The organism is Pseudomonas sp. S1(2024), assembly GCF_046557535.1.
In genome coordinates, this window is sequence record NZ_JBKGFP010000083.1 from 1 (window position 1) to 20,330 (window position 20,330).

The following is a 20,330-nucleotide window of genomic DNA, read 5'->3' on the forward strand; positions in this document are numbered from 1 at the left end:
CAGAGTGAGAGGTGGATGGCGACTAGGCTCCCACTCGTGCTTTAGAGCACATCTGGCTTTCAGTCTGCCATCCACTGCTCTCACCCTTTCGAGTTTAAGAGACCTTGAAGACACAAGCTGGCTTGCCGGCGATGGGGCCGGTACAGGCAACCGAGGGTCTTTATTCATCTACGCCCACCACTGCACGTTCTGCCAGGCAATACCCATCCCGCCCCTTACGCTTGGCCTGGTACAGCGCCGCATCCGCTGCCGCCATCAGGCGCTCGGCCGTCATCCCCTCCCGCGCCAGGTCACCCACGGCAATCCCCGCACTGCACGACACCCGCCCCAGTGGGCTACCTGCATGCTCCAGCATCTGACGCCGCAACAGCTGTTGCACTTCCTGCACCAGCAGCTCCGCCCCGCGGGCATCGGTATCGGGGAGCAGCAGTGTGAACTCCTCGCCCCCATAGCGCACAGCCAGGTCGGCCGGCCGCTTCAGTGCCTGCTGCAGCACCTCGGCAAAGCGCCGCAGGCACTGGTCGCCCGCTGGGTGCCCGTAACGGTCGTTGTAGGCCTTGAAGTAATCCAGGTCGAGCATCACCAGCGCCAGCGAGTAGCCCTGGCGTCGTGCCCGACGCAGCTCCGGCTCGAACACTGCGTCCAGCCGCCTGCGGTTACCCAGGCCGGTCAGGCTGTCGGTCAGTGCCAGGGCCTTGAGGGTCTGGTGTGCCTGGTGCAGCGCCCGCTCGATGACAATACGCTCGCGTAACTGGCGCAACACCACACCACCAAACGCTGCCAGCCCCACCAGCAACAGCAGCAACACTGCCACCGACTTGATCGCATCGTGCCGCCAGGGCGCGACGATCGATTCCCGCGACAAGCCGGCCTCCACCACCAACGGGTAGCTGGCCAACGCGCGATAGCCATACAGCCGTGGCGTACCGTCCACCACGGCGACCGCCTCGGCCACCCCTTCGCTTGCATGCGGCAGGTACTTGCGGAAGATCTCGCTGCTGCTAAGGCTGCGGCCAATCACCTGTTCGACGAACGGCCGCCGTACCAGAATAGTGCCGTCGCGCTTGGCCAGTACCAGCGCGCCGCGTTCGTCGATCTTGAAGTCGCCGTAGTAGCGTACGAACCAGTCCACCTTGATGGTGCCCAGCAACACCCCGGCGAAGCTGCCATCGACGTATTGCAGGCGCCGCGAAATGGGGATGATCAGGTCGCCAGTAGAACGGCTGCGCACCACCGAGCCGATGTGAACCCTGCGGTCGGTGTGCTCGCGGTGGTAGATGAAGTAGTCGCGGTCGGCATTGTTGGCATTGGGCGGGACTACCGCCTGGTCGGTAACGATCCAGCTGCCATCCGGGCCATACACGAACAACCCGTGCAACTGCGGCATGATGCTTTTCTGCTGGACCAGCAAGGTATGCAGACGCGGCCGGTCGATGTGCTCGAAGCCGTCGCCTTCCAGGCGCTCGGCCAGCGCCGCGGTAATTGCGTCGACCTGGCGGATGGCATCTTCGGCATGCTGCGCCGTGGCCCGGGCCAGGTTGGAGACCATGTTCTCTGCATTGGTGAAGGCGTGCCGGTAGTCGCGCCAGATGCGCCAACCTTCCACCACGACGAAGGCGAGCATCACCACCAGCATGAACGCGAGTACCAGGCGGAACAGCGCCACGGCCCGGCCCTCGCCGGTTATCGCGAAGAGCCCGTCCTCATCCTGTTTCCTGGCTGCGCACATTGAAATCCCAAGCCTTACCGCGTTCGCCGCGTTTCACTATAGTTCAGCACCATCTGGGCGCAGCCGGCCAGGAAAAAGATTAAACCTTTGCTCCCCATTCACCCTCAACCGTACGCGACACTGAGGTCGCGCCACGGTTTAAGGAGTGAAGCATGAGCAGTCTCTTCATCAAGCGTGTCGGTTTTTCCATGGTATTAGGCTTGGCATCGGTGCAGGCAATGGCGGCGAGTTCCGATGACTTCGTCGAAGCGGCTACCGAGGCCGGTATTGCCGAAGTGGTCACCGGCAAGCTGGCCCTGGAAAAAACTCAGAATGCCGAAATCAAGACCTTTGCCCAGCAGATGGTCAGCGACCACACCAAGGCCAATCAGAAACTCGGCGACATCGCTCGCAAGCTCGACATCTCCGTACCCGATGAGGCGGCAATAACCGACAAGGTCAAGAAAATGATCCTGGAATGGCGAGAGGAGTCGTTTGACAAGTCTTACGTCAACAACCAGGTCGACGCTCACGAAAAGGCGGTGGAGTTGTTCAAGAAGGAAGCCGCATCTTCCGACAAGGCTGAATTGAAGGCCTTTGCCAGCGAAACCCTGCCCAAGCTCGAACAGCATCTGGAGCATGCCAAGGCGCTTCAGGCCAAACACGGCAAGTGAGGCCCGCCATGAGTAACGATGCATTGAAAGCCGAAGTGCTGACTCGCCTGTTGCATGCTCACCCTCAGGGGCTGGGCAAGGAAGTGCTGGACAACTACCGGGGCGAGAAAGCCGTGGCCGGCATGCTCAAGACGCTGCAGGAGGCCGGTTTGATCCAGGATGGTAGCGTGGCGGTGAGCAGCGACCACCAGATCAGCGTGAACTACCCCATCAAGCTATCGGCGGCAGGTGTGGAGGCAGCCAGACAAGCCGAAGACTGAGCGCTCCCTCCCGCCCAACCTTGTCGCACAGGGAACAAGGTTCGAGCGCATGCACATTCCTTGTGGGAGATTGCCCAGCCCTTCGGGTTGCGCAGTCACATAGGGAACAAGGTTCGAAAGCGTGTCACATTCCCTGTGGGAGCGGGCGTGCCCGCGAAGGGCCCAACGCGCTGTAGGCACCGGCTCCGCCGGTGTTCGCGGCGGTTCGACGCCTCGACACGCCCGCTCCCACAGGGCCTCTTCGCAGCTACTGCGCCGCGTTGGCGGCAGACAACTGCGACTGACACTGGTGCAGCGCTTCGTCTCGTGCCTTGAGTTGCTCTTCAAGCTGCCGCAACTGGCGAGCCTGTTCCGTGCACAAGTCGCGCCTGGCCTCCAGGCTCTGTGCCTGCACATCCAGCTGCCGACGCATTTCCTCGCTGGCACCCTGCGCCTGGGCCAGGATCGTGCGCAAGCCCTGGATCTGCGCATCACGCTGCTCCAGCAATTCGTCCTGCGCCCTGCAGGCGCTGGCGGCCTGGCGATGCTCACCCAGCAAGCGCTCGTTGTCGCGGTGCAGGCGGGTCAGCTCGTCTTGCTTGACGATCATGCCTTGCTGCAGTTGACGCACCTCCACCTGCAACTGTTGCAGCTGCGCTTCGTGGCGGCGCTGCTCCTGTTCACGCTGTTCGCGGCTGGCGTTGCGATAGTGTTCCAGCGCATCGCGGGCATGACGGTGCTTGTCTTCCAGTGATTTTACCTGCTCGTCCTTGTCGGCCAGGCGCACCTGCAGCTCGCCCAGCGACTGGTTGAGGCTGGCACTGCGCAGCTGTTCGGCCTGCAGGGTGCTTTGGGTGGAAAGCAGTTTTTCCGATTCGGCGGCCAGTGCGGCCACATCGATCTGATGCTGTTGGTGCGCTGCAGCCAGTGCCTGCTGGGCAATGGCCAGTTGTGCCTCCAGCTGTTCGCGCTGTCGAGTGAAGGCGCTTTCGGCCTGCTCGATCTTCAGGTCGGCCTCGTCCTGCAGCTGGGTTGCCAGTTGCCCGACCATTCGGCTCAGCACGTCACTCAGCGCAATGCCGCCCTCGGAAGCCACGGGTTGCTGGCCGTTCAACTCTTTCAGGTAGCGGTGAATCGTGGTCTTGGAGCCGGTGTTGCCCAGCTCGATACGTATCGCATCGATGCTGGGGTTCTCGCCCCGGGCAATCAGCGCCTGACGTGCCTGCTGCACTACAACCTTGTTTATACCGCCCCGGGCCATGCTTGCTCCTACGATTTTGTACCGTGTTATGTACCATGTAATTACATACCGATTATGGAGACAAGCCATTGCCCGTGCAAACATTTCCTATGGTGGAATAATCACGGCTTATCGCATGTGAATGGTTCTTGGGAGCTGTGCGCGGGGACAAACCAGTACGCCAGACAGCAAAGCGCCCCGCTCGGCTTCAAGCCGGCGGGGCGCTGCAGAATGCTTAAGCAGGGAGCGTTCGCCGTGGTGTTTCACCATGGCAGGTGTTCTACGCATGAGCACCTTGCCGTTGCGTACCGACACCAGCGCATGCCCCTGGCTGCGCACCATTTCGTAATCGTCCGGCGCAGACAGCAGCAACAGGTTGGCCGGTCGCCCCACTTCGATGCCGTAACGCTCGCCCAGGTTCAGGGTGCGGGCGCTGTTGTCGGTGATCAGGTCCAGGCAACGCTGCAGGTCTTCGTAGCCAAGCATGTGGCAGATGTGCAGGCCGGCCTCCAGAATACGCAGGATGTTGCCATTGCCCAGCGGGTACCAAGGGTCGACGATGGAATCCTGGCCAAAGCACACGTTCATCCCGGCCCGGTCGAGTTCGGCCACGCGGGTGACGCCGCGGCGTTTCGGATAGTTGTCGAAACGCCCTTGCAGGTGAATGCTCTCGGTCGGGCAAGATACGAAATTGATACCCGACTGCTTGAGCAGGCGGAACAGCTTGTAGCAGTAGGCATTGTCGTACGAGCCCATGGCCACGGTATGGCTGGCTGTCACCCGGGCGCCCATGTCGCGCACCCGCGCCTCTTCGGCCAGCACTTCGAGAAAGCGCGACTGCGGGTCGTCGGTCTCGTCGCAATGCACATCCACCAGGCAGCCGGTACGTTCGGCCAGGTCCATCAGGAACTTGACCGACGACACGCCCTGGTCGCGGGTGTTCTCGAAGTGTGGAATGCCGCCGACCACGTCGGCACCGATGGCCACTGCTTCGGTCATCAGCGCCCGGCCGTTGGCGTACGACTCGATACCCTCCTGGGGGAAGGCGACGATCTGCAGGTCGAGCAGGTGGCGCACTTCGTCACGCACTTCGACCATGGCCTTTAGCGCAGTCAGGGTGGGGTCGGTGACATCGACATGGGTACGCACATGGTGGATGCCATGATCCACCAGCATGCCGATGGTCTTCTTCGCGCGGTTCTTGATGTCGTCGTGGGTGGTGATTGCCTTGCGCTCGGCCCAGCGCTCGATGCCTTCGAACAGGGTCCCGCTCATGTTCCACTGCGGTTCGCCGGCGGTCAGCGTGGCGTCCAGGTGGATGTGCGGTTCGATAAAGGGCGCCACCACCAGGTTCTGCCCGGCATCCAGGTCATCGGCAGCGCGCGCCGCCACCCCTTCGGCCTGGGACACGATGGCGACGATGCGTTCGCCGCTGAGTTCGATGCGGAACAGGCCAGGCTTGCCGCGCAGGCGTGCGTTGATGATGTTCATGATGCTTCTCCCTGGGCTTTGCGGGTGGCCCTACCAGCATAGTGGCCCAAGCCTTGTGGTATTTGCTACTGGCCCTATCGCCGGCGCAGGCAGCAAATCAGGCTCCGTCCAACCCCATCTGCCAGAAGTCCGCCTCCAGGCTGGACGCCTGGCCGAAAATTCCCGCCAGCTCGGCAAACCGTTGCTCGGTCATGCTCCGCGCTGCCAGCTCGTCCAGATGCTTGCGCGCCGCTGTGGCGACACCCTGGTAGCCCTCGCCGGCATACTCTGCGATCCACTCGCGGTACGGGTGATTGCTCAGATCGCCAATCCGCTCGGACAACGCCCGGCCAATCTCGGCATAACCGATCACGCAAGGCGCCAGCGCCACATGCAACTCCAGCAGGTCACCCGCGGCACCGCAGTCCAGCACATAGCGGGTATAGGCAACCGTGGCCTGGTGTTCGGGCGCGGCCTCGATATCAGCCTGGGTCAGGCCCCAGCGCGCGCACAGGCGCAAGTGCAGCTCGGTTTCATCCAGAATCGCCGCCAGCCCGGCCTGCGCGGCGCGGATGTCGGCCGGTCGACGGCTCTTGTAGGCAGCCAGTGCCCAGGCGCGGGCGAACTGGATGAGGAACAGGTAATCCTGTACCAGGTAGGTGCGGAAGGCGGCTTCGCTCAACGTACCCTCGCCCATCTGGCGCACGAATTCGTGGTCGACGTAGCTGTTCCACTGCGGCGTGGCGGCAGCCTTGAGGCGGTCGAAGATATCCATGCTCATTTGTCCTCCGGGTAGACAGCATCGAAGAAGGCCAGCTCCAGCGCCACGGTGCGCTGGTAGAAGTCACCCGCCAGCACGGCGTCCTGCGGGCCGACGCGGTCGAGTTCGGCTTGCAGGAAGGCAACGAAGTCCTGGAATGCCGGGTTGTCGTGCAGGGTGATCCATTCAGCGTGGACGAAGTTGTCCGGCATCGGCTTTGGCGCCTTCAACGCCCAGTCCAGGTACAGGCCTTCGGCGACGTTGAGCACCGCCAGCGCGGCCGCATAGGATCGGGTGGCCGCCGCTTCGCGCATGATCGCCTTGAAGCCTGCGGTCGGGACGGTGTCGGCTGGTTCGCTGCGTTGTGCGGGGCTTACCCCCAAGGCCTCGAAGGCACGCAGGAAGTAGGTGTTCTCGTCACTGGAGATCATCCCGGCAAAGCGCCCGAAGCGCAGGCGCGCCTCGAAGGTGTCGGCGGTGGCGATGGCCGCGCCCAGCAGGGTCAGGAAGCTGTCGAGGAAGCGGTGGTCCTGCACCAGGTAGTCGACCATGATCGGGTCCGGCAGGCTGCCGTCGCACAATTGGGTGACGAAGCGGTGGCCAACGGCCGCCGACCAGGTCGGCTCGCTGCGGCGGCGCAGGGACTGGCTGAAGCGTTCGGTCATGTTGCTGTCCTTGATGGGGGGTGACAGCGAGACCGCGATGGTTGGCATGGACGGGCCTCGCAGTGAGGCCGGCAAAAAGGCAGGTTTCAAGTCCCAATCCCTTCGCCGGCATGATCCGGATCAGGTTCGAAGGGTCACCGCGCTGCAGCATCCAGCGGTTTCTCAGCCCGGTGCCGGGCTCCCCTTGGTGGCGCTCAGGTATACCCCAGGGCGCCGCGGCTGTCACCACCCAATCTGTGGGCAATGGGTGACCCACTAGTGGGGGCCCTCACCCATTTTTGACGCCGTGGCATTTAGCGCGCATCAGGCGCCACAAGGATTTGTTTAGAAACATATTCCTCGTATTTGGGTTGGCACACCCGTTGCTCCAGCCCCAGAAACGGGCAAAAAGCCATGATGTCGCAAACGAGGCGCAAGGCAATGAAAACACCTGCCGTGATCCACCCTGCCAGGCATGCATTCCAGCTGTCCACCGTCGCTACGCTGATGCTCGGCCTTGGGCTGGTCACGGCAACAGCGGCGCCCATGGACGACAACAGCATGCCCCCGCCGACCGACCCCTCGGCCTACACTGACCAGCCGACTGACCCGACCCAGCCCTTGCTGGACCTCTATAGCATGCCAGAGGCGAATCAAGGCTCACTCGAACTGACCGATGGCGTGTACGGTGACCGCAACACGGTAAGCGCAAACAACGTGCTACCGCCGGCCCTGCAAACCGGGAAAAAGTACCCCACCAACGGCAAGCCAAGCCCGCTGTTCGGCGCGTTGCCGTTTACCCAGCAATTACTGCTGTTCGAGGAATTCGGCACGGAAAGGCTCGACCCCACGTTGCCGCCGCCCACTCTCACCTTCCCGGTGCCGACCCTGGGCGCGGCACCGGCGCAGGACCCCAACGTGGTGGCCCGCAGCGGCCCGAGCGGTACAGCCCTGGAAGCCTTCCTCAAACAGCCGGGCCTGTACCCCTTCCCGACCCAGTATTCCAACGTGCTCGACCGCAACCCATGGAAGGCGCAGATCGAGATGTTCCTCAACCGCCAACCGGTCGGTTCGCCTGCGGAAGGCCGGCCACCAGGAAAAGGCTGGTCGCACCAGCGCTGGAACGAGTTCTACCCGCAGGCGGGGTTCAAGACCGCCCAGGCCGGTGCGCGCATCAACCTCGGCCTGCGTGACCGCAAGCAACTGCACAACTATGCAGTTGGCGAGTTCGCCCCGGGCGGCCTGTACTACCAGACTTCCGATATCCCGAACACACTGGGCACCACCAAGGGCATCGACACCCGCTTCCACCCGAAGATGCCGCTGCAAAACCACAAGTCGCTATGGACCTTCGACGGCACCTTCCCGCCCAAGCTGCTGATGGTGCGCTATGGCCAACCGATCCTGATGCGCCATTACAACGCGCTGCCGATCGACCCCTCGGCCAACGCCGGGTTTGGCCTGCACACCCTTTCGACCCATGAGCACAACGGCCACTCCCCGGCCGAGAGCGATGGCTATGCAAACGCCTACTTCTTCCCGGGGCAGTACTACGATTACCGCTGGCCGCTGCAACTGGCTGGGTATGACACCATCAACACCCGTGCCGAAGACCCACGCGCTGCGTTCCCTTGCTCGGCAGGCGAAACCTTGTTCGTCAACGATGCCAACCCCGGCCTGAAAACCTGCCAGAACGGCAGCATCAAGATTCGTGGTGACTGGCGCGAAACCATGAGCACCCACTGGTTCCACGACCACATGATGGATTTCACGGCGCAGAACGTCTACAAGGGCAACGCCGTGATGATGAACTACTACAGCGCTCTGGACCGCGGCAACGAGGCCCTGCAGGATGGCGTCAACCTGCGTTTCCCCAGTGGCTCGGGCATGCCGTGGGGTAACCGCGATTACGACGTCAACCTGGTGATCGCCGACAAGGCCTGGGATGCCAACGGCCAGCTGTGGTTCAACCCGTTCAACACCGATGGTTTCCTCGGCGACCAGATCCTGGTCAACTGGCAGTACCGGCCAACGCTCAAGGTACGCGCGCGCAGCTACCGCTTCCGTATCCTCAACGGCTCGGTGTCGCGCTACTTCAAGTTCGCAGTGGTCCGGGAAATTGCCGGTAACAGCGGCGAGTTCAAAGGCCCCACCGGCTCCAACCTGTCGTATGCGCGGGTACCGTTCCACATGATCGCCAACGACGGCAACATCATGGAACACACCGTGCCGTTCGACGGCACCATGGACCTCAACGGTGACGGCAACCTGCAGGACAACAACGGCATCCTGCCGCTGCAAGGCATCGCCGAGCGCTACGACATCATCATCAACTTCGCCAAACACGGCATCAAGGTCGGCGACAAGCTGTACCTGGTCAACCTGGAGGAACATCAGAGCGGCAAGGGCCCGGAGGGTGCCATTGCCCTGGCCGATGTGCTGTCGGAAAAATACAAGGCGGTGATCAAGCAGACCAGCAATGGGCCTGAGTGGGACAACGGCGACCCGGCGATCGGCAAGTTCATGCAGTTCGTGGTTCAGCCCTACAGCGGCCAGGACCTGAGCATGGACCCGGTTGCCTATGAACCGGCCAAACCGGGCAAGGCCGAAGGCCTGAAAATGCTGCCGCTGCCGATAGACCGTAATTCGGCCACCGACCAGGCCAAGCTCAAGGATGCCCGCCATCGCGAGTTCATCTTCGGCCGCTCGGACGGTACCGACACCCAACCCTGGACCATCAAGACCGATGGCGGCTTTGGCTACTCCATGGACCCACGTCGCATCAACGCGGCGCCACAGTTGGCCCAGCAGTCTACCGACGGCGGTTTCAGCGGCGACGGCACATTGGAAGTGTGGAAGATCATCAACGGCGGCAATGGCTGGAGCCACCCGGTGCATGTGCACTTCGAGGAAGGCGTGATCCTCAGTCGCGACGGCAAGGCCCCGCCGGAATGGGAAAAATGGGCGCGCAAGGACGTGTATCGCATCGGGCCGGATATCGATTCGTCGGAAGAAGTGGAGGTAGCCCTGCGCTTCCGCGAGTTTGCCGGTACCTACATGGAACATTGCCACAACACCCAGCATGAAGACTCGTCGATGCTGCTGCGCTGGGACCTGGAACACCCAGGCCAGTTCCAGGTGATGCCGACCCCACTACCGGGTTGGGATGGCGTGGAGTACGTGGCTTCGGTTGGGCTGCCGACCTTCCGCACCGAAGACCATGATAACGATGACCCGACCAACAAACCGCCGGTTGCGGCCAACGACAGCGCAGCTACCACGGCCGGCAAGCAGATTACCTTGAACGTGCTGGCCAACGACACCGACCCGGAAAACAACCTGCCGTTGACCGTAGTCGGCCTCAGCCAGCCGGACTCCGGCCAGGGCACTACCAGTACCGACGGCAGCACGGTCACCTACGTCCCACCGGCCACGGTAACCACAGCGTTCACCGCCAGCTTCAACTACACGGCTCGTGACGCCAAGGGCGCCGAATCGGTGGCCCCGGCCACGGTCAGCATTGCGGTGAGCCCGGCAGCGGCGGTCGACCAGATCCAGGTCACCAGTGCCACGGTGCAGGTGCGCAGCGGCAACCGCTTTACCTGGGATATTTCGGGCACCACCACGGTGGCCACCGGCAACAGCATCACCGTGACTGCGGCAACCACCAGTGGCCCGCTGCTGCTGGGTACGGCCACGCTGAGTACCACTACCAGCGGCGCCCGTTGGCGCTTGTCGACCACAACCACCGGCAGCGGCCCGGCCACACCGGCGACCGTGACCGTGAAATCGGCGCTGGGGCAGAGCGTGACGGCGCCAGTCAGCATCAGGTAACCGAAAAGCGGGGGCCGCTGTGCGGCCCATCGCTGGCAAGCCAGCTCCCACCTCGACCACGTCGGCTCCAAGCCTTGTGCAGTACCTGTGGGAGCTGGCTTGCCGGCGATAGGGCTGCAGGGCAGCCCCAATACCGTTATCGACGAGGACCGCATCATGTCCGGCTCATGGCGTTTCCTGCTGGTGCTCTCGCTGTTCGCAGCCAGTATCCCGTTCTGGCCGTTGCAACCACAGCAACCCGTGGCCGAGGAAGCTGAAACTCCCTGGGGCGCCGATTACTTCCCCAACATCCCGCTGCTCACCCAGGACGGTGAGAAGGTGCATTTCTTCGACGACCTGATCAAGGACAAGGTGGTCGCCATCAACTTCATCTTCACCGGCTGCTCCGACTCCTGCCCGGTGGAAACCGCGCGCCTGCGCCAGGTGCAGAAAATCCTTGGTGACCGGGTCGGCACGGACATCTTCCTTTACTCCATCAGCATCGACCCCTACAACGACACCCCCGCCACCCTCAAGCGCTACGCCGAAAAGTTTGGTATCGGCCCCGGTTGGACGCTGCTCACCGGCGAGCCGGCCGATATCGAACAATTGCGCCGCAGCCTGGGCCTGTACATCGATGGCCTGGAAAACGGCCGCTCCAAGGACCACAACCTGAGCCTGATCATCGGCAACCAGGCCACCGGTCGCTGGATGAAGGCCTCGCCCTTCGAAAACCCGTACATTCTCGCCGACCGCCTGGGCAACAGCCTGCACAACTGGAAACAGGCCAGTGCCATGGCCAATGACTACGCCCAGGCTCCCGAGGTGCGCGCACCCAGCAGTGGCGAGCAACTCTTCCGTACCCGCTGCTCGTCCTGCCACACCCTGGGCAATGCCGAGCCCGGACAACCCGGCATCGGCCCCGACCTGCTCGGCGTGACCCGCCAGCGTGATGCCAACTGGCTGACCCGCTGGCTGAAGGAGCCCGACCAGATGCTGGCCCAGAAAGACCCCCTGGCCATGCTGCTGTACGAACAATACAACCGCGTGGCCATGCCCAACATGCGCCTGGGCGATACCGAAGTCAGCGCGCTGATGAGTTACATGGAGGAAGAAACTGCGCGCCTGCAGACGCCGCTGGCCGATAAGGGAAATCCTTAAAGGCAATTGGCCACCAGTCATTAGGCTGTCATCTTACTGTCGTATTTTTCGACCATCACCCAGGGTCGGGAACTATCAGCAGTGATTCGCCGTTCGCTTTCATCCGCCAGCCTTCTGCGGCTGCTGATCCTGATGCTCTGTGCAGCCACCCTGGCCTTTGTCTGGGGGCTGCATGTTTCGCAGAAGGTTGCCGCCCGCCAGGACGCGCTGTCGGCCAAGGCCGCCGAGCACCTGAACCTGGCCAGTATCGTTGGCGAAAGCCTGCGCCAGTTGGTGGATCGCGCCCAGGCCGTAGGCCGGGTCGCCCAGGACGACATGAAGATGCTGAGCCAGGGCAGCGTCAGCCTGGCGCGCATGCTTGCCGAAGACCCGGTATTCAAGCGCATGAGCCTGTACGACCGGCAAGGCAGGCTGTTGTCGGCCAGCCATGCCGACGAGGCCGCCGAGCTGCCCGAAGACTGGCTGCGCCAGCTGCAGCGGCACGTTGCCCGCTACGGTTTCAAACCGTTCCTGCCCAGCGTGCAGCCCCCCGGGCAAGCGACCACCGTGCCCAACTGGCACCTGCCCTTCCTCCTGCCGCTGACCAACCTGCCGGGTCGCGAAATCGACAATATCCTGGTGGTGCAGCTGGACATCGGCTACCTGGCGGTGCTGCTGCAGCACATCGACCTGGGCGGCAGCGGGCTGGTGCGCCTGCTGCAGGATGACGGCCTGGAGCGGGTGCGCATCAATAGCAGCGGCGTGGTGGCCAGTGACGCACTGCTGCCCGGGCTGCCGGACAGCGGCAGTGAAGCAGGCATGCTGACCCAGTACGCGGCCGGCGACCCCTACCAGAGCCTGTACCGGCGCCTGCCCGAGCGGGGTTTCAGCGTGGTGGTCAGCCAGCGCCAGGACGAAATCCTCGCGCCTTCGACGCTGGCCTATTCCCGGCAGTTCTGGTTGAACCTGAGCATGACCCTGATGATCCTCGCCAGCCTGCTGTGGACCTTGCGCCTGTTGCGCAAGCGCCAGGAGGCCTTCAGCGCGCTGGAACAGGCGCAGCAGGTCAACCAGCAGTTGATCGACCGCCTCGAGGACGAACATCGGCGCAGCAGCCATGCCGCGGCCACCGACCACCTCAGCGGCCTGCACAACCGCCGCCAGTTCGTCGAGGTGGCCGGCCAGGTGCTGACCCGGCAACGCGGCAAGCGCCGGCTGATGGCGATCCTGTTCATCGACATGGACCGCTTCAAGTCGATCAACGACTCGCTCGGGCACAAGATCGGCGACCTGCTGCTGCAGGCCGTTGCCGGGCGTATCCAGCGCCTGCTGGAGCCCGGCGACGAGGCTTCGCGCTTTGGTGGCGACGAGTTCGTGGTGCTGCTGGCCGGCGAGCGCAGCGAGGAGCAGATCAATGCCTGGGTCCGCGTACTGGTGCAGAAGCTGTCGGCCACCTATGCGCTGGACGGCCAGGAGGTCAACACCAGCCCCAGCGTAGGCGTGAGTATCTGCCCGCGCGACGGCCAGGACATCGACAGCCTGATCCGCAGTGCCGATGCCGCGATGTACTCGGCCAAGCAGGCCGGGCGCGCGCAGTACCGTTTCTTCGACCCGTCGCTGAACCTGGCCGACATCCACGCCTTCACCCTCGAACAGGCCTTCGGCAGCGCCCTGGCCGAGCGCCAGTTCGTGCTGCACTACCAGCCACAGATCCGCCTCGACACCCAGCAGGTGCTGGGCTACGAAGCGCTGGTGCGCTGGGACCACCCCGAGTTCGGCCTGCTGTACCCGGACCGGTTCATTGACCTTGCCGAGCGCAGCGGCTTCATTGTCGAACTGGGCTGGGAGGTGCTGCGCCTGGCCTGCGAGGCCTTGTCGGGTTGGCACGCCCAGGGCCGGGAGACGCGGCTGGCGGTCAATGTATCTGCGCTGCAGCTACGCCAGGCAGACTTCGCTGCACGGCTACTGAGCGAACTGCAGCAGTACGCCATCGCCCCGCAGCGGCTGGAGCTGGAAATCACCGAAACCACCATCCTCGACCCCGAAGGCACGGCGGTGGCGCACCTGCACACCCTTCGCGACGCCGGCCTGGGCATCAGCCTGGACGATTTCGGCCGCGGCTACGCCGGTTTTGCCCACCTGCATTCGCTGCCGCTGAGCAAGCTGAAGATCGACCGCTCGCTGATTGCGCCGCTGTCCAACAGCCACGACGACAGCCCGATCGTGTCGTCCACCATCATCCTTGCCAAACGCCTGGGCCTGGAAGTGGTGGCCGAAGGCGTGGAAACCCGCGAACAAGTGGTGTGCCTGAAGCTTGCCGGCTGCGATATCGCCCAGGGCTACCACTTCAGCCGGCCGCTGTCACCGGCGCAGCTGCGTGACTACCCGCTCTTCAACGGTGTCGAGGACAAGGCCTGCGTGTAACGCAAGCCTTGGCGAATCCGCCGGAATGAACCGATCATGCCTGACGCGCCGCTCCTACAGGGGCCGGGCATGCATTACCAGCCCATTTCGGTTTATCGTGTGCCTATCACCCACCGACACCCGCACCATGACCGACATCGAGCGCTACCTCCGCGCCGCCACCCGTGACAACACCCGGCGCAGCTACCAGGCCGCCATCGAGCATTTCGAAACCCACTGGGGCGGTTTTCTCCCGGCCACGGCCGAGAGCATCGCCCGCTACCTGGCCGACCACGCCGACCAACATGCCGTCAGCACCCTGCGCCAGCGCCTGGCGGCGCTCAGCCAATGGCACGTCGCCCAAGGTTTCCCCGACCCGACCAAGGCGCCACTGGTGCGCCAGGTGCTGCGCGGCATCCGCACCTTGCACCCGACACCGCCCAGGCAGGCGGCGCCGCTGTTGCTGCAGCACCTGCAAAGCGCAGTGCAATGCTTCGAAGAAGAAGCCCGCCAGGCCCGCGAACAGCATGACCTGGCCACCCTGCGCCGGGCGCGTCGCGACGCTGCGCTGCTGTTGCTGGGCTTCTGGCGCGGTTTTCGGGGTGATGAACTGGCTCGCCTGCGCGTGGAGCACATCCAGGCCGAGGCCGGCGTCGGCATCACCCTGTTCCTGCCGCGCAGCAAGGGCGACCGCGAAGCCCTGGGCGTACAGCATCGCACCCCGGCCCTCAAGGCCTTGTGCCCGGTCACGGCCTACCTGCAATGGCTGGAAGTCGCCGGCATCGCCCATGGGCCGGTGTTCCGCAAGCTCGACCGCTGGGGCAACCTCGGCGACACCGCGCTCAACAGCAACAGCCTGGTCGGCCTGCTGCGGCGCATGCTGGAGCGCGCCGGGGTACCGGCGGCGCTGTATACCGGCCACTCGCTGCGCCGAGGCTTTGCCACCTGGGCCACGGCCAACGGTTGGGAGTTGAAGGCGCTGATGAGCTATGTGGGCTGGAAAGACGCAAAGTCGGCGTTGCGCTACATCGACGCGGCGCAGCGCTTTGGCGAACTGGCCGTGCTACCGGCCAGCCAGGCGCAAAAGCTTATTCCTTGAAGGTGTGACGGGCGATGCCGCCAATTTCCGGGTTGATGGCATACAGGTCGCCAGCGTCGGGGTAATGGTGCAAGTCTTCGGCACTCATGCCCAAGCGCGCGGTGCTGATGAACAAGGTATTCATCCCCTCCCCACCGAAGCAGCAACTGGTGGGGCACGGCACTGGCATCAGCACCTGGTCGGTGAGGTGGCCATGGCGGTCATAGCGTAACAGGCAACTGCCATGGTACTGGCACACCCACAGGCCGCCGTCACGGTCCAGCGCAAGGCCGTCCGGCCGCCCCAGTTCGGCAGGGGTTTCGGCAAACAGAGTGACCGCGCCAAGCCGGCCTTCGGCCAGGTAACTGGCGCGGTAGATCGAGCGCGCCGCCGAGTCCACGAAGTACACCGTATGGCCGTCCTGCGACCAGGCCAGGCCGGTGGGCAACGCCATGTCGTCGTGGATCACCTGATCATTCAACTGCCCGTCAAAGCGGAACAGTGCCCCGGTGTTGCCGCTCAGGGCATCGTCCATCAGCCCGGTCACGAATCGGCCCTGCGGGTCGCAGGCGCCGTCGTTGAAACGGTAGGTCGACCGCGGGTGAACCGACACCGAATGCCGGCGCACCTTGCGCAGCGACACGTCGAAGATGGCCGCGCTGGCGTCTTCGGTGAAAATCAGGTTGCCTTGGTCGGTCAGCGCCAGCGCACCAATGCGTGCCGCGGATTCGTACAGGCACTCGGCCTGGCCATCAGGCGTCAGGCGGTTGATCCGCCCGCCGGAGATATCGACAAAGTACAACGCGCCGCTGCCTTCATCCCAGACCAGGCTTTCGCCCAGGTCGGCGCGGGTGCTGGCGACGTTGACTGGCACGTAGCGGCATGCCTTGAGGCGGTTGCGCAACTCGCCCACCTCCGCCAGCGTCATGGAACAGGCCAGTCCCAGGCCCTGTGCGGCATCGGTAAACACCGCAACGTTATCGTGGAAAGGCTCTGTGACGGGCATTTGCTGGCTACCTTCGATTCTCCTTTCTACGATAACAACAAAAAAATCAATGACCAAGCGCGGGGTGCGGCAGACTGCAGCGGTCGATCAAGTTCGCGTTGCGCAGCGCCACAGCCGCCCGATATCACAAGCCCGCGCCCGCAGCAGCTCAGCAGCATTGGCACAAGCCTGCTCCAGGCTCATCGGCCCGCTGGCCAGGGCAAAGGCAGCATCGACGCCATGGGCATACAGCTGCTGGTAGCCTTCACCCAAGGTCCCGGCCAGCACCACCACCGGCACCCCATGGCGCTTGGCAACCCGAGCCACCCCCATCGGCGTCTTGCCACGCAAGGTCTGGGCGTCGAAGCGCCCTTCGCCGGTCACTACCAGGTCTGCACCTTGCACCATGGCATCCAGGCCGGCCAGTTCGGCCACCACTTCCACCCCAGGGCGGAATTGCGCGCCCATGAAGGCCCGGGCTGCGAACCCCATGCCACCAGCAGCGCCACAGCCTGGGTAGTCCCGCACATCCTCACCCAGCAGTTGCGCACAATGGTCGGCAAAATGCCCCAGGGCCTGGTCCAGCGCCTGCACCTGCTGTGGGTTGGCGCCCTTCTGCGGGCCGAAGATTGCCGATGCGCCGTTGGCGCCACACAGCGGGTTGTCGACGTCTGCCGCGACTTCGAACTGCACCTCGGCCAGGCGCGGGTCAAGGTCGCTGGCATCGATACGGGCCAGCTTGGCCAAGGCCAGGCCGCCCTCTTCCAGCGTTTGCCCGTGGGCGTCCAGCAGGCGCAGGCCCAGCGCCCGCAACATGCCGCTGCCCGCGTCGTTGGTGGCGCTGCCGCCAATGGCCAGCACTACCCTTTGCGCGCCGGCGGCCAGGGCGGCGGCAATCAGCTCGCCGGTACCCCAGGTGCTGCTGCGGCAGGCATCGCGGCGGCCAGTGGGCACCAGTTGCAGGCCACTGGCCTGGGCCATTTCGATGATCGCCGTGCGGCTTTGCGGCAGCCAGCCCCAGCCCGCCTCCACGCTTTGCCCCAACGGCCCGCGTACCGTCTGACGACGCAGCTCGCCGTGGCTGGCGGCAAGAATCGCATCCATGGTGCCTTCGCCACCGTCGGCCATCGGGCACTCGACCAGCTCGGCCTCCGGCCAGGCCTCGGCCAGGCCCGCCGCGATGGCGCGAGCGACACCGGCGGCGTCGAGGCTGTCCTTGAACGAATCGGGGGCAATGACGATCTTCATGGGGTTTCTCCTGTCCTGATGAGCGGCATGCTGACAGGTGGCTGCAAAGGTGGCCTCGGTCAAATGCACAAAACGCCGGGCGGGTTGTTTGGGCAGATGCCTTTCACCTGCACTGGCCCTATCGCCGGCAAGCCAGCGCCCACAGGTTCAACACAGGCCTGAGAGCAGCATGCATCCTGTGGGAGCTGGCTTGCCGGCGATAGGGCCGGGGCAGGCGGCCCTTCAGTCGGCAGGCAGCAGCTGCAACCCCAGGTACAGGCTAAGCATCCCTTCCATGCGCAGCGGGTCGACCTCGCCCAGCTCGGCAATCCGCTCCAGGCGGTAGCGCAAGCTGTTGCGGTGAATGCCCAGGGCATCGGCACAGGCCTGGCTCTGGCCGTCATGGGCACACCAGGCGCGCAGGGTGGTGAGCAATTGCCCGCTGCTGTCCTTGCTGCGAATACGTTGCAACGGTTCCAGCAATTCATCCAGCGCATCATCGTTGCGGTGCCGCCACAGCAATGCCGGCAACCGGTAGCGCTGCAGGCTGAGCAAACGCTCGCCGGGCAGTACCTCGCGCCCATAGGCCAACAGATCGCGCACCCGGCGATAACCCCGGCGCAGTTGCTCCAGGCTTTGCGCGACACTGCCCAGGGCCAGCCGCTCCACGTCCCAGCCATGGCGCTGCAGGCGTTCCAGCAGGCGAGGTTCGTCCAGCGCCACACCTGCCGGGCGACACCACAACAACGACTGGCGGGCCGGGCTTACGCACCAACTGTCCGGGTAGCGGCTCATCAACCATGCCGCCAGGGTTTCGGCGGCTGGCCCCGAGGCCAGCTCGAACAGGCACGGTACCCGCGGCAGCTGGGGCTTGAGGCCCAGTTGCCGGGCCTCGTCGAGCAACCGGGGGGAATCGCCGCTGCCGCCCAGCAGCAGGGCCAGCAAATCGTCACAGCGCTGCCGTCGCCATTGCTGGTCGGCCTGCAAATGGCGCTGGGCCAGCAGCATTTCGGCGGTCATGCGCACCAGCTCGCCATAGGTGCGCACTTGCTGCGGGTCACCGGTCAGGCCGAGTACGCCCATCAATCGGCCATCCAGCATCAGCGGCAGGTTCACCCCGGGCTGCACGCCTTTGAGGCACTTGGCAGCGTCCGTATCCAGTTCGACGATGCGGCCGTTGGCCAGCACCAGTTGCGCACCCTCGTGGCGGGTGTTGATACGCTCAGGTTCGCCACTGCCGAGGATCAACCCCTGGCTGTCCATGACATTGACGTTGCATGGCAGAATGGCCATCGCGCGGTCAACGATATCCTGCGCCAGGTCATGGTCGAGTTCGAACATTGAGCGGTCCTTTGGGTGTCAGGGATTTGGGCTCGGGCACAGCAGCCCGGTGCAAGGGCTGTGCAAAAGCACAAAGACAGGCACGCCGCGGTCCCCGAGACTCGTCAGGGCGAGCGCCGGAACAGGCGACGCGGCGACAACCATAACAACAGAGAACCCGATCATGGCATACAGCCCCGCCCCTGACCAAGGCACGGACACCACCCGCAACGCGCTGTACCGGCGCATCACCCTGCGGCTGATTCCGTTCATTTTCATCTGCTACCTGTTCAACTACCTGGACCGCGTCAACGTCGGCTTTGCCAAGCTGCAGATGCTCGACGCCCTGAAGTTCAGCGAAACGGTGTACGGCCTTGGCGCCGGCATCTTCTTCATCGGCTATGTGCTCTGCGGCCTGCCGAGCAATCTGGCGCTCAACCGCTTCGGCCCGCGGCGCTGGATCGCGCTGATGATGATCGCCTGGGGCAGCCTCTCCACCTGCCTGCTGTTCGTCACCACGCCCACCGAGTTCTACGCCTTGCGCCTGTTGACCGGCGCCGCCGAAGCCGGCTTCTTCCCGGGCGTGGTGCTGTACCTTTCGCGCTGGTTCCCGGCGGCCCGCCGCGGCCGCATCATGGCGCTGTTCATGTCGGCGATCCCGGTATCGGGCCTGCTCGGCGGGCCGTTCTCCGGCTGGATCCTCCAACACTTCGCCGCCGGCCAGCACGGCCTGGCCGGCTGGCAATGGATGTTCCTGATCCAGGGCCTGCCGACCGTTGCCCTGGGTGTACTGGCGGTGTTCCTGCTCAGTGACGGCTACCAGAAAGCCGCCTGGCTGAGCCCGGCCGAACGTCAGCTGATCGCCGCCGACCTGGACGCCGATGCCGCCAGCAAGCCGGGCACCACCGGCGACGGCGTGCTCGCCGTGCTGACCAACCCGCTGATCTGGACCTTCGGCTTTGTCTACTTCTGCATCCAGAGCGGTGTGTATGCGATCAACTTCTGGCTGCCGTCGATCATCAAGAACATGGGCTTCGACAACCCGCTGCTGATCGGCCGGCTAAGCGCCATCCCGTACCTGCTGGCCGGCGTGTTCATGATCCTCTGCGGGCGTTCGGCCGACCTGCGCAACGAGCGCCGCTGGCATCTTGTGGTGCCGATGCTGATGGGCGCCATCGGCCTGCTGATCGCGGTGAACTTCGCCGGCAACCCGGCCATCGCCATCCTCGGCCTGTCGATCGCCACCATGGGCGCGCTCACCGGCCTGCCGATGTTCTGGCCGATGCCCACCGCGCTGCTCAGCGCCGGCGCGGCTGTCGCGGGCCTGGCGATCATCAACTCGGTGGGCCAGATGGCCGGCTTCCTCAGCCCGTACCTGGTCGGTTTCATCAAGGACCAGACCGGCTCGACCGATGCTGCGCTGTATTCGCTGGCGGCGTTGATCGTGCTGGGTAGCCTGGTGGCCTTGCGGGTTACCCGGGCTGGTGCGCTGAGTACTGCAAGGGCCAGTTGAACCCATTCGCGGGCTCGCCCGCTCCCACAGGATCACCACAAGCTCAAACGCTGTGGTATCCCTGTGGGAGCGGGCAGGCCCGCGAAGAGGCCAGCCCAGGCCACAAAAAATCCACA

Annotated in this window: 14 protein-coding genes, 1 pseudogene and 1 riboswitch; of the genes and pseudogenes, 7 read left to right on the forward strand and 8 right to left on the reverse strand. The window is 64.3% G+C overall.

Annotation, left to right across the window (positions count from 1 at the left end):
- Positions 1-160 precede the first annotated feature (160 nt).
- Positions 161-1,729 carry a diguanylate cyclase gene (locus ACLCGK_RS23020; protein WP_410953033.1) on the reverse strand — a complete coding sequence of 523 codons (1,569 nt, stop codon included), beginning with the start codon at positions 1,727-1,729 and terminating at the stop codon, positions 161-163.
- 152 nt (positions 1,730-1,881) lie between these two features.
- On the opposite strand from ACLCGK_RS23020, the gene ACLCGK_RS23025 reads away from it, so the two are divergent.
- Positions 1,882-2,382, forward strand: coding sequence for a DUF4142 domain-containing protein (locus tag ACLCGK_RS23025; RefSeq protein WP_013972651.1), 501 nt, complete (start codon positions 1,882-1,884; stop codon positions 2,380-2,382).
- Positions 2,383-2,390: 8 nt separating this feature from the next.
- A complete protein-coding gene (locus ACLCGK_RS23030) occupies positions 2,391-2,642 on the forward strand; it encodes a hypothetical protein (RefSeq protein WP_075045200.1) in 252 nt (83 codons plus the stop codon).
- Between the two features lie 247 nt (positions 2,643-2,889).
- Here the strand turns inward: ACLCGK_RS23030 and ACLCGK_RS23035 are convergent, their stop codons facing one another.
- The 4 genes and pseudogenes from ACLCGK_RS23035 to ACLCGK_RS23050 all read right to left on the reverse strand — a co-directional run bounded on the left by ACLCGK_RS23035 (position 2,890) and on the right by ACLCGK_RS23050 (position 6,756).
- The gene (locus tag ACLCGK_RS23035) at positions 2,890-3,882 is read right to left on the reverse strand and encodes a DNA-binding protein (protein WP_100413636.1); all 993 of its coding nucleotides are present in this window, start codon (positions 3,880-3,882) and stop codon (positions 2,890-2,892) included.
- A 240-nt stretch (positions 3,883-4,122) separates the two neighbouring features.
- Positions 4,123-5,352, reverse strand: a pseudogene (codA, locus tag ACLCGK_RS23040) (cytosine deaminase); the annotation flags it as partial.
- A gap of 97 nt (positions 5,353-5,449) precedes the next feature.
- On the reverse strand, positions 5,450-6,112 hold the full coding sequence (gene tenA, locus ACLCGK_RS23045; RefSeq protein ID WP_043935631.1) for a thiaminase II: 663 nt from the start codon (positions 6,110-6,112) through the stop codon (positions 5,450-5,452).
- Positions 6,109-6,756 carry a TenA family protein gene (locus tag ACLCGK_RS23050; protein ID WP_024087147.1) on the reverse strand — a complete coding sequence of 216 codons (648 nt, stop codon included), beginning with the start codon at positions 6,754-6,756 and terminating at the stop codon, positions 6,109-6,111. The genes tenA and ACLCGK_RS23050 overlap by 4 nt, the downstream gene beginning before the upstream one ends.
- Before the next feature lie 80 nt (positions 6,757-6,836).
- Positions 6,837-6,951, reverse strand: a riboswitch (TPP riboswitch).
- Between the two features lie 225 nt (positions 6,952-7,176).
- On the opposite strand from ACLCGK_RS23050, the gene ACLCGK_RS23055 reads away from it, so the two are divergent.
- The 4 genes from ACLCGK_RS23055 (at position 7,177) to ACLCGK_RS23070 (ending at position 15,190) form a co-directional block, all read left to right on the forward strand.
- Entirely contained in the window at positions 7,177-10,569 is a 3,393-nt protein-coding gene (locus ACLCGK_RS23055) for an Ig-like domain-containing protein (RefSeq protein WP_410953034.1), read from the forward strand.
- Between the two features lie 156 nt (positions 10,570-10,725).
- A complete protein-coding gene (locus ACLCGK_RS23060) occupies positions 10,726-11,709 on the forward strand; it encodes an SCO family protein (protein ID WP_100413645.1) in 984 nt (327 codons plus the stop codon).
- 81 nt (positions 11,710-11,790) lie between these two features.
- On the forward strand, positions 11,791-14,112 hold the full coding sequence (locus tag ACLCGK_RS23065; RefSeq protein ID WP_410953035.1) for a putative bifunctional diguanylate cyclase/phosphodiesterase: 2,322 nt from the start codon (positions 11,791-11,793) through the stop codon (positions 14,110-14,112).
- A gap of 127 nt (positions 14,113-14,239) precedes the next feature.
- Positions 14,240-15,190, forward strand: a complete 951-nt coding sequence (locus ACLCGK_RS23070) for a site-specific integrase (protein WP_013972660.1) — start codon at positions 14,240-14,242, stop codon at positions 15,188-15,190.
- Here ACLCGK_RS23070 and ACLCGK_RS23075 read toward each other — a convergent pair.
- The 3 genes from ACLCGK_RS23075 to ACLCGK_RS23085 form a co-directional block, all read right to left on the reverse strand.
- Positions 15,180-16,097, reverse strand: a complete 918-nt coding sequence (locus tag ACLCGK_RS23075; RefSeq protein WP_410953038.1) for an SMP-30/gluconolactonase/LRE family protein — start codon at positions 16,095-16,097, stop codon at positions 15,180-15,182. The genes ACLCGK_RS23070 and ACLCGK_RS23075 overlap by 11 nt on opposite strands.
- Positions 16,098-16,262: 165 nt before the next feature.
- On the reverse strand, positions 16,263-17,402 hold the full coding sequence (locus tag ACLCGK_RS23080) for a glycerate kinase (RefSeq protein ID WP_410953036.1): 1,140 nt from the start codon (positions 17,400-17,402) through the stop codon (positions 16,263-16,265).
- A gap of 222 nt (positions 17,403-17,624) precedes the next feature.
- The gene (locus ACLCGK_RS23085; protein ID WP_015270370.1) at positions 17,625-18,722 is read right to left on the reverse strand and encodes a sugar diacid recognition domain-containing protein; all 1,098 of its coding nucleotides are present in this window, start codon (positions 18,720-18,722) and stop codon (positions 17,625-17,627) included.
- A gap of 163 nt (positions 18,723-18,885) precedes the next feature.
- On the opposite strand from ACLCGK_RS23085, the gene ACLCGK_RS23090 reads away from it, so the two are divergent.
- The gene (locus tag ACLCGK_RS23090) at positions 18,886-20,214 is read left to right on the forward strand and encodes an MFS transporter (protein WP_410953037.1); all 1,329 of its coding nucleotides are present in this window, start codon (positions 18,886-18,888) and stop codon (positions 20,212-20,214) included.
- Positions 20,215-20,330 lie beyond the last annotated feature (116 nt).